Annotated in this window: 10 protein-coding genes; 2 read left to right on the forward strand and 8 right to left on the reverse strand. The window is 69.1% G+C overall.

The window, feature by feature from the left end; all coding sequences use genetic code 11:
* From ON27_RS19960 to ON27_RS19995, 8 genes are all read right to left on the reverse strand, one after another.
* The coding region (locus ON27_RS19960; protein WP_043729683.1) for an NADPH-dependent FMN reductase at window positions 1–331 on the reverse strand (331 nt) is incomplete at its 3' end.
* 83 nt (window positions 332–414) lie between these two features.
* On the reverse strand, window positions 415–786 hold the full coding sequence (locus tag ON27_RS19965) for a hypothetical protein (protein ID WP_043729685.1): 372 nt from the start codon (window positions 784–786) through the stop codon (window positions 415–417).
* 11 nt (window positions 787–797) lie between these two features.
* Window positions 798–1,274, reverse strand: a complete 477-nt coding sequence (locus tag ON27_RS19970) for a roadblock/LC7 domain-containing protein (protein ID WP_245560017.1) — start codon at window positions 1,272–1,274, stop codon at window positions 798–800.
* Entirely contained in the window at window positions 1,271–2,101 is an 831-nt protein-coding gene (locus ON27_RS19975) for a hypothetical protein (RefSeq protein ID WP_083887679.1), read from the reverse strand. Before ON27_RS19975 ends, ON27_RS19970 begins: the two co-directional genes overlap by 4 nt.
* Window positions 2,091–2,444, reverse strand: a complete 354-nt coding sequence (locus ON27_RS19980) for a roadblock/LC7 domain-containing protein (protein ID WP_245560018.1) — start codon at window positions 2,442–2,444, stop codon at window positions 2,091–2,093. The genes ON27_RS19975 and ON27_RS19980 overlap by 11 nt, the downstream gene beginning before the upstream one ends.
* Before the next feature lie 471 nt (window positions 2,445–2,915).
* Window positions 2,916–3,152 carry a hypothetical protein gene (locus ON27_RS19985; protein WP_245560019.1) on the reverse strand — a complete coding sequence of 79 codons (237 nt, stop codon included), beginning with the start codon at window positions 3,150–3,152 and terminating at the stop codon, window positions 2,916–2,918.
* 182 nt (window positions 3,153–3,334) lie between these two features.
* Window positions 3,335–5,284, reverse strand: a complete 1,950-nt coding sequence (locus ON27_RS19990; protein WP_218003017.1) for a VWA domain-containing protein — start codon at window positions 5,282–5,284, stop codon at window positions 3,335–3,337.
* Between the two features lie 25 nt (window positions 5,285–5,309).
* The gene (locus tag ON27_RS19995; protein ID WP_043729689.1) at window positions 5,310–6,704 is read right to left on the reverse strand and encodes an ATP-binding protein; all 1,395 of its coding nucleotides are present in this window, start codon (window positions 6,702–6,704) and stop codon (window positions 5,310–5,312) included.
* 85 nt (window positions 6,705–6,789) lie between these two features.
* On the opposite strand from ON27_RS19995, the gene ON27_RS20000 reads away from it, so the two are divergent.
* Together ON27_RS20000 and ON27_RS20005 are read left to right on the forward strand one after the other, a co-directional pair.
* A complete protein-coding gene (locus ON27_RS20000; protein ID WP_043729706.1) occupies window positions 6,790–6,951 on the forward strand; it encodes a ribbon-helix-helix domain-containing protein in 162 nt (53 codons plus the stop codon).
* A gap of 12 nt (window positions 6,952–6,963) precedes the next feature.
* Window positions 6,964–7,302, forward strand: a complete 339-nt coding sequence (locus ON27_RS20005) for a VOC family protein (protein WP_043729710.1) — start codon at window positions 6,964–6,966, stop codon at window positions 7,300–7,302.
* Window positions 7,303–7,440 lie beyond the last annotated feature (138 nt).

Genomic DNA, 7,440 nt, shown 5'->3' on the forward strand with positions numbered 1-7,440 from the left:
CCACCGGCTTGGCCCGCCATTCGGCGTAATGCCAATCGATGGCGTTCTTGACCGACGCCGGATAGCTGTGGTTGTACTCCGGTGTCACCACGACGAAAGCGTCCGCCGCGGCCAGCCGGGGGCCGACCGCCGCCAGCGCGCGCGCCGCCTCCGGTTCGGGACGGTGGGAAAGACGTTCCGGCAGAGGGGTTTCGGCCAGATCGATGACGTCGACGGTGACGTCATCGTGCCGGTCGGCGTGTGCGACGAACCATTTCGCGACAGTCGGGCCGAAGCGGCCCGCGCGAGTACTGCCGATGATGACGGCGAGATTGATCGGGTTGTCAGGCATGGCGCGTTCCCTTCGACGTGTATCGATGCGGGAACAGCTTCGAGCCTCAACAAAGGTTCAGGTCAAGTCGGCGCGATCGCCGGTCAGACCTCCAAGTCCTCCTCGATGCCTCTCAGGCGATGCCTGGCCATCGCGAGGTTCGCCCGGCCCCGGTCCAGGGCCAGGTAGAGGAACAGGCCCTTGGATTTGCGGCCGGTCATCGGCCGGATGATGTGGTACTGACCGGACAGTGTGATGAGGATGTCCTCGATGTCCTCCTTGAGCCCCAGTTGGTCCATGGTTCTCAGCTTGGCGCGCACCACCTCGGTGTTGCCCGCGCCCGCGATCTGGAGATCCAAGGACTTGGAACTGCCGAGCATGCCCAGCGCCATGCCGCTGTTGTAGTCGACGACGGCGGCGCCGATCGCGCCGTCGATCACCATCATGTCTTTGAGTGCCAGATCCATATTGGACATATCTGTTCCTTTCAGTGGGTTTTCGTTGCCTGTTCGCTTGCCGCGTCGGTCGCCGCCGACGTCAGCAAGTCGGCGATCGCACGGGCCGCCGGACGGGATTCCAGATGCAGCCTGCCGATGTTCACCTCGGGGGCGGCCAAGACGGTCAGCGAGGTCCAGCCCGCCGCGTAGATCACCACGTGCCCGCCGGTGCCGTGCACCACGACTTCGCTGAACCCGCCGCCGTGCGCGGTGCCGGCCAGCCGGTGCGACAGCGACAGCTGCGAGGCGGCCATCGCGGCCATCCCGTTGGGCTCGATCTGCGGGGGTAGATCATGGGCGACGAGCAGCCCGTCGTTGGACGCCACCAGCGCGCCGGTCAGCCGAGGGACACGATCGCGTAGTGCCTTCAGTTCCGTGAGCACCGCCGCGTTCGGTTCGGGGCCGGACATCGTCACCTTCGTCAACCTTCCCATCAAATCGCCGAGCAATTTCTTGCGCGCGGTCACGCGAGTTCCTCCAAAGCCGCTTGCAGGCGGACGAGCAGGTCACGGTCCGGCGGCTCCACCCGCTCGGCGACGGTGACCGGCGCCGAGTGCCGCCCGCGGCGGCGGGGGAGCCGGCCCGGCTCGGCGGTCGCGCGGGCGACCGCCGCGGGCTCGCCGACCACCCCGGCAAGCGCGGCCGGCTCGGCCGCCACCGGCACGGATTTGCCGACGGGCGGCTCGATCAGCCCCGCCGCGGTGAGATCTCGCACCGCGACCAGACATCCATAGGTGGTGCGGCCGAGTTCGCGGCCGATTCCTGCGATGCTGCGCCGCGCGTCGGCAGCGGCCAGCACCTCGGCCTGTCCACCGGTGAGCATCACGCGCCGCCGCCGTACCCGGCGGACCGGGACGACGGGGGCGCGGTCGACCAGATCCGCCGGCCACGGCCCGGATTCCGGGTCACCGCGCCGGGCGCACTCCTGCATCAGAACCCGGGGCGTGATGTGGCAGACGGGGGCCAGCCAGTGTGGCGGCGCGGGCCGGAATTCCGGGACGACGGGCGTGGCCAGCAAGAAGTAGGCGGCATCGAAAACCGACAGCATCGCGAGCGTTTCCAGCCGTGGCCGACCCAGCACGCGGCCGGGATCGCCCGACCCGGCGCGCCGCCAGTCCTCGGCCGTCGCCACCCCCGCCTCGACGACCAGCCGGTCCAGCCCGGTGGTGCGCCCGCAGTCGGCGGAAACGATCGCTCCTTCGGCGAGATGAAACGCACCGTCGCCCGCGTGCAGCACCCCCGTACGTCCTTCCTTCTCCAGCCGCCGCAATTCGACCGCGAGTTCAGGGCTCATCGGCGTCCTCGGTCATTTCGTCGAGAATTCCGCGCAGCTGGAATCGCGCCATCGCCAGATTCCCGGTGTCCTCGTCGAACAGCACGTGCACGAAAAGCCGTCCGTCGAAGTCGCCGTTGACGAGGTTCAGCAGGTGATATCCGCGAGTCCCGCAGACGATGATCTCGGTGACGTCGTCGCCGTCGGTGGACAGCGCCGGGCAGGCGAGCACCGCGCGCACCACATCCGTTGTGGCCGCGGCGTCTTCGTGCTCGTCCACCAGGTCGTGCCTGCCGTCCGCGGCGATCGCCAGACCGCTCGCGCCGTCCACCAGCGTCACACTGCGCGCACCCGGAATATCCATGATGCGTTTCAGAGAGCCGTCGATACCGATCACGCGCCACCACTTGTCATGTGAGGGGTTTACGGGTTCCAGACGCTACACACGGGCGCGGCGGGCTGTACAGCAAATCGGGGAGAAATTTCCGGTAAAAATAATTTTTCCTGGCCGGGCCGAATAATACCTTTCGGTATTCAATACCTTTTGGTATTCAATACCCGTCGGTTTTCGACGGACCGCGCGCCGATCCGGCCACAATAAGTCCTCCATATGGCCACTCGACTGCCCCGGTGCCACTTGCGCGGCACGACTGCGACTATTCACGCACGGGCACGCGCCGCCGGACCCACACGGACGCGCCGACTTCGCGGCCGTGCGCCGAACACTGACGCGGCAGGACCCGCGCGCCACTGTCGTGGCCGACAGTCACCGCACAGCAATTACAAGATCGGGACGTGCGAACGCGGCTGGGCCGCGCCACCGGGCGACGAGCGGTCAGCCGCCGGTGAGGCCGGTGGAGATCTTGACCACCACTTTGTCGTCGGTGACCTCCTGCACCGTGACGGTGCTCCCGTCGGCGGACTGGGTCTCCCCGACCGGGACGGTGACCTCCTGACCGCCCACCGACAACGTGACCAGGTTGCCGTTCACGGCAATGAGTTTCGCTTCGATGCCCAGGATGCTCGCTCGGGCGTCCACACCGCGGGCGAAGGTGACCGTGCAACCGCTCACGGTGCAATCGGTCTTCGTACCAGGCCCTTCCGTCGTGCAGGCAGCCACTCCGAGCGAAGTCACCAAAGCGAACAAGGACACTGCGACGAGCCGACGAAAAGCCACCCGCTCAGTGTAGAGCCGATCGACCTCGCCGTGCGGCGCATGCGCGGGTCGCAGCGGCGTCACCGTCGCAGCGGAACTCAGCCCCGGCCGCGCAGGTAGTCGCTCACCACCGCGGCGCCCAGACCGTCCAGATCCGGCGCCACCACCCGGCCGCCGCTGCGGCGGGCCATCAGGTCGACGAACGCGGCCAGGCGCGGGTCGTCGCCGAGCATGAACACGGTCACCGACGCGCCCAACTTGGCCAAGGCGTCGACCTGCGCCATCGTCACGGCCAGCGTGCGCGGCTCCGGCGGCCAGTTGAAAAACGCTTCGCCATCCGGCTCCAGATGCGCCGTCGGCTCGCCATCCGTGACGACCAGCACCACCGGCACCGCGTCCGGATGCCTGCGCAGGTGCGCCGCCGCCAGCAGCAGCGCGTGGTGCAGGTTGGTGCCCTGCTCCCAAACACCCTCCAGCGCGGTCAGTTCGCCGATGTCGACGGTGGTGGCGTGCCTGCCGAAGGTGATCACGCTCAGCGCGTCGGAGCGGAACCTGGTGCCGATCAGATGGTGCAGCGCGAGGGCGGTGCGCTTCATCGGCACCCACCTACCGTCCTGCACCATCGACCAGGACGTATCCACGCACAGCGCGACAGCGGCTCGGGAGCGCTGCTCGGTTTCCATGATCTCGACATCGGAGACGTCGAGCGTCACCCGGCGACTGCCCGCCGACGCCGACCGCAGCACGGCATTGCGCACGGTCCGCGACACGTCCCACGGCTCGGTGTCACCGAATCGCCACGCTCGGGAGCCGCCCGTCGGCTCGCCCGCCGCACCCGCCAGGGCGGTGTCGCGCTCACCGCGCCGAGACCGCAACTGCCCGACCACATCCCGTAGCGCCACCTCGCCGAGCCGCCGCAAAGCCTTGGGCGTCAACCGCAGTGAGCCGTCCTGCGCCCGCTCGAAGATGCCCTGCTTGCGCAATTCGCGCTCCAACTCGGCCAGCCGGGCCGCGTTCACTCCGGCCTCCGCGCCGAGGTGGCGCGCCAACGCCTCCAGGTCGATGTCCTCCAGCCGGGCGCCGGCGTAGGTCTGCCCGAGTTGCTCGGCGAGCGCGTCGAGTTCGGCGAGATCCTGTAGCGCCTGTGCGCCCGCGCCGAGGCCGAGCGGGTCCTCGCCGCGAAAGGGCCGCCCGGAGTTCCAGTCCTCGCCCGGACGCAGCGCCCGCAGATGCGCGTCCAGCGCGGCGACCTGCTGGGCGATTCCCGGGTCGCCGAACGCCTGGCCGATCAGCTCCGACAGCTCCGCGCGCTGCTGCTCGGACATCGAATTCATCATCCGCTGCGCGGCGGCGGCGCGGGCGGCGAGCGCGTCGACCAATTCCTCGGTGTCACGCGGGTTCTCCGGGAAGAACTCGCCGTGCTCGGCCATGAATTCGGCGAACTGCTGCTCGGTGTCCGCACCCCGCGCGTGCGCGGCCAGCAGGTCGTTCAGATCGGCCATCATCCGCCTGACCCGCTCGACGTCCTGGGGCGTGGTGTTCCGCAGGGCCTGTTTCATACCTTGGAAGCGCGATTCCAGCAGTTCGCGGCCGAGCAGATCCCGGATCTTCTGGTAGTTCGCGCGGCCGGTCTCCGAGCGCCAGGAGTACTCGGCGAGTTCGGTGACGGCCGCGGCCGTGCTCGACGGCAGCGCGTCCAGCTGCGCCTCGGCGAACCTGGCGTCGTCGGAGGGGTCGGGGAACAGCGCGCCGCGCTCGGCTTCCAGCGCCTGCTCGAGCAGTTCGCGGACCTGCTGCAAGGTGCCGTCCAGCCGGTGCCTGCGGGAGATCTCCGCGCGGCGCTGCCACAGCTTGCGCGTCAGCTCCTCCAGGCCCGGCAGCGAGCGGGTGCCACGGCGCAACAGCTCCTGCAAGGCATTGCGCGGCGAACTGCCCTCCATCACCTCGCGTCCGATCCGGTCCAGCGCCTCCCGCAGGTCCAGCGGCGGAGCCAGCGGGTCGGGCCCGTCGTGGTAGGGGCCGTAGGAGTAGCGGTCGGGCGTCGTCACGATGCCTCGCCGGGAACCTCGGCCCTCATCGCCCGTACACCGCCGTGCCGTCGTCGGAGTCCTTGGCGATCTGGCGGGCCAGATACAGCGCCTCCAGGGCGAATTCGACGGCCGAGGCGATCCGGGGCGGCGGATCGGCCGCGTCGACGCCGAGCCGTCCGGCGACCTCGTGCAGGATCGGCAGCTCGGGCAGCGCCGACAGCACGTCCTCGCCGGGCACCCGTTCACCGGTGGTGACCAGGTGCCCGTCGCCGACCGCCTCGGCCAGCGGCCGCAGGTTCAGGCCGCCGAGCAGTGCCCGCGCGGTCTCGGAGAACGAGCGGCGCAGCAGGTGGGTGAGATGTTCCTGTTCCCGGCCCTCCTCACCGGACTCGAACTCCAGCTTGCCGCGCAGCACCGCGGGCACGGATTCGAGGTCGACCGGACGCGCGACCGCCGGACGCTCGCCGGTGACGGCGGACCTGCGCAACGCGGCCGCGGCCACCGTCTCGGCGGCGGCGACGGCGAATCGCGCGGAGACGCCCGAGCGCTGATCGATCGCCGACGACTCGCGCAACTGCCGCACGAAGCGCGCGAGCACCTCGATCAGCGCATCGCCCACCTCGGCCACCAGCTCGGCCTCCTGACGGACCAGAGCCACTTCGGCCTCGACGTTGAGCGGGTAGTGGGTCCTGATCTCCGCGCCGAACCGGTCTTTCAGCGGCGTGATGATCCGGCCGCGGTTGGTGTAGTCCTCCGGGTTGGCGGTGGCGACCAGCAGCACGTCCAAGGGCAGGCGCAGGGTGTAGCCGCGGACCTGGATGTCGCGTTCCTCCATGACGTTCAGCAGCGCGACCTGGATGCGTTCGGCGAGGTCGGGCAGCTCGTTGATCGCCACGATGCCGCGATGCGCGCGGGGCACGAGCCCGAAGTGGATCGTCTCCGGGTCGCCGAGGCTGCGCCCCTCGGCCACCTTGACCGGGTCCACGTCCCCGATCAGGTCACCGACGGAGGTGTCCGGCGTGGCGAGTTTCTCGGCGTAACGCTGCGAGCGATGCCGCCACGCCACAGGCAGATCGTCACCCAGCTCGGCCGCCAGCCGCAGACCGGCCGGGCTGATCGGATCGAGGGGATGTTCGCCCAGTTCGGCGCCCGCGATCACGGGTGTCCACTCGTCCAGCAGGCCGGCCAGGGAACGCAGCAGCCGGGTCTTTCCCTGGCCGCGCTCACCGAGCAGCACCACGTCGTGCCCGGCCAGCAGCGCGCGTTCCAGTTGCGGCACGACCGTCCGTTCGAACCCGACGATGCCGGGCCACGGGTCGGCGCCGGAACCCAGCAGGGTGAGCAGGTTCTCGCGGATCTCGGTCTTCACGCCACGCGGCAGGTAGCCGGCCGAACGCAGCTCGCCCGCGGTGGTGGGCAGGTGTTCGGGAACTTTCACGAATTCGACGCTACGTCCATTCCGCCATCGGGTCGACCGGGAAAGTGCCAGCCGCGCTAGCTTGCTAGCATGCTAGCATCAGCTGGTGGGCGACGAGGAAGTGAAGCAGTTCAACGTGTACCTGCCGATCGGCCTGATCAAGCAGGTGAAGTTCCGCGCCATCGAGTCGGGCACCTCCCTGTCGGCGCTGGTCGCGGACGCGTTGCGCGCCTACCTCGAGGACACCGCGGGCAATGATCGCGACTGAAGGAGAATCGCTGTGACGACGAAGGGCATCGAGGGCGTACTTGTGGAGACGCACAATTGGGGGAAGACGGCGAGGTTCTTCCAAGCCCTCGGCTATGAGCCGGAGTTCACCACCGACCACAACTCCGGCCTGTTCCGCAACGGCGACGGCCCCTACGTCTTCATCGCGGAGATCCCGAACAACCAGACCCCTCGGACCCAGTTGGTGCTGACCGTCGCCGACGCCGACGCCTTCCAGCCGAACAGCGACCTCGACGTGGTGACGCTTTTCGAGGCGACCCACTACGGAACGAAGGAGATGACGGTGCGCGACCCCGACGGGCGCACCTGGAGCCTTCAGTCCCAAGGCTGAACACCGGTCTCGTCCGAGGAGCGCGGTCCTCGCACCGGTCCGCTGCAGCGGCCCGGTGCGCAGTACGAACTATCGCCTGGTGAGCTGCGGTTCGGTAGCGGCGAGCGGCGCTATCGCGGCGGAAACGTCGTCGTCTTC

Origin of the sequence: Nocardia asiatica NBRC 100129 (assembly GCF_000308415.1) — a bacterium.
Classification (GTDB): Bacteria; Actinomycetota; Actinomycetes; order Mycobacteriales; family Mycobacteriaceae; genus Nocardia; species Nocardia asiatica.